At 65.8% G+C, this 1,730-nt stretch carries 3 protein-coding genes; 1 reads left to right on the forward strand and 2 read right to left on the reverse strand.

Going from position 1 to position 1,730, the window contains the following annotated elements; all coding sequences use genetic code 11:
- On the forward strand, positions 1-629 hold a 629-nt coding region (locus EN742_RS34075), incomplete at its 5' end, for an OB-fold nucleic acid binding domain-containing protein (RefSeq protein WP_245492466.1).
- Between the two features lie 144 nt (positions 630-773).
- Here EN742_RS34075 and EN742_RS34080 read toward each other — a convergent pair.
- Together EN742_RS34080 and EN742_RS34085 are read right to left on the reverse strand one after the other, a co-directional pair.
- Entirely contained in the window at positions 774-1,016 is a 243-nt protein-coding gene (locus tag EN742_RS34080) for a Trm112 family protein (RefSeq protein WP_126057375.1), read from the reverse strand.
- 169 nt (positions 1,017-1,185) lie between these two features.
- Positions 1,186-1,730: LON peptidase substrate-binding domain-containing protein (locus EN742_RS34085; protein WP_128333828.1), on the reverse strand; the 545-nt coding region annotated here is incomplete at its 5' end.

Consider the following 1,730-nt stretch of genomic DNA (forward strand, 5'->3'; position numbering starts at 1 on the left):
CGATCGGCCTCGACCGCCGCGCCGCGCTCTGGGCGGTGCGTGCGCTCGACGGCAAGAGCGCCGCCGAGAAGCTGCCGCTGTTCGACCAGCCGACGGTCCGCCTTCGCGAGCTGGAGCCGGAGACCAGGCTGCCGACAATGCCGCTCGGCGAGCATGTCATCCACGACTACCGCTCGCTCGGCCTGTCGCTGAAGGCGCATCCGGTGGCTTTCCTGCGCGAGCGGCTCGACCGCGCCGGCGTGATCCCCAATGCGCGCCTTCCTGCTGTGCCGGACGGCAGGCGCGTCTCCGTCGCCGGCCTCGTGCTGGTGCGCCAGCGCCCCGGCAAGGGCAACGCGATCTTCCTGACCCTGGAGGACGAGAACTCCGTCGCCAACGTCATTTTCTGGGAAAGGACCTTCACCCGCTTCCGGCCGATCGTCATGGGCGCGCGCTTCGTGCGCGTCACCGGCAAGCTGCAGTCGGAGTCAGGCGTCATCCATATCGTCGCCGAGAAGGTAGAGGACCTGACGCCCTGGCTGACCGTGCTTTTGGAGGAGATGCCGCCGGCTTTGCCAGCCCCTCCGGACATCGCTGTGCTGTCCGGCAAGGCGGAGAGCGTCATGCCCAAGGGTCGGAATTTTCAGTAGGGATCGGCCCCAACGACGTCTTCACGCCAATGCATGTTGAAAACCGTCGAGATTGGCTGAGAAGCAAGGAGCAAAGCGACGCGGCGCGGACCCCAGGATGACGATGGGAGGAAGGGCTTCCGCCAAAGGCTACGCCCCCGCCATTTACGATGGCCCGCTCAGCCGCGGCGGCGACAGCAGATCCTCGGCGGAAATCGTCCGCGCCTCGGAAGGCAGCATGATCGGAATGCCGTCGCGCACCGGATAGGCGAGTTTGGCCACGCGCGAGATCAGCTCGCCACGCTCAGCATCCCAGGTCAGCGGACCCTTGGTCAGCGGGCAGGCCAGCAGCTCCAGGAGCTTCGGATCGACACTGGCCTTCTGTCCGTCACGCCCATCCGCAGCCATCGCACTTTTCCTTGTCCAACTGGTGCTTAAGGGTGTTGAGATTCAGGTCAGGCCGAGTCGAAAATGGCGGCTTCCGAGAACCGGAGCAGAGCGCACTTGAAGTACGTGAGCACCGGAAGCGCAGGAAGCCGCCGTTTGCAGGCCGGCCTCACCTGAATATCGATACACTCTATTGCAGGCTAGAGCCAAAGTCCTCACCCTCGCGCGCCAGCGCCATTTCGGTGATGGCGATCAGCGTTTCGGCGCGCGTCTTCAGGTCCGCCGCCTCGAGCAGCGCCTGTTTCTCGGCAGGGCCATAGGGCGCCATCATCGACAGCGCATTGACCAGCATGGCGTTCTCAGCGCGGCTGACGCTTTCCCAGTCGGCTTCGAGATCGTTGGCCTGTAAATAGGCGCGAAACGCTTTCAGCAGCGACGGCCGGTCGACTTCGGCGCCGGCGCGGTCTTCGTCGAGATCGGCGAGGAAAGGCGCGATCCGGCATAGCCGGAACGGCGTCTTGGTGGCGGCCTCATGCGTGATGCGAAACCGGCAGACGCCTTGCAGCGAGATCAGATAGCGGCCGTCGCCGCTCTCGGCCAGCGAGATGATGCGCCCGGCGCAGCCGACGCTGCACAGTTCCGGCTCGCCGTCGTCGCGCAGCGCGCCGTCGAGGCTGGGCTGGATGATGCCGATCAGTCGCGCACCCCCGACCGCCTCGTCGACCATCTGCAGAT

Source organism: Mesorhizobium sp. M4A.F.Ca.ET.020.02.1.1, from assembly GCF_004022645.1.
In the GTDB taxonomy this organism is placed as follows: domain Bacteria; phylum Pseudomonadota; class Alphaproteobacteria; order Rhizobiales; family Rhizobiaceae; genus Mesorhizobium.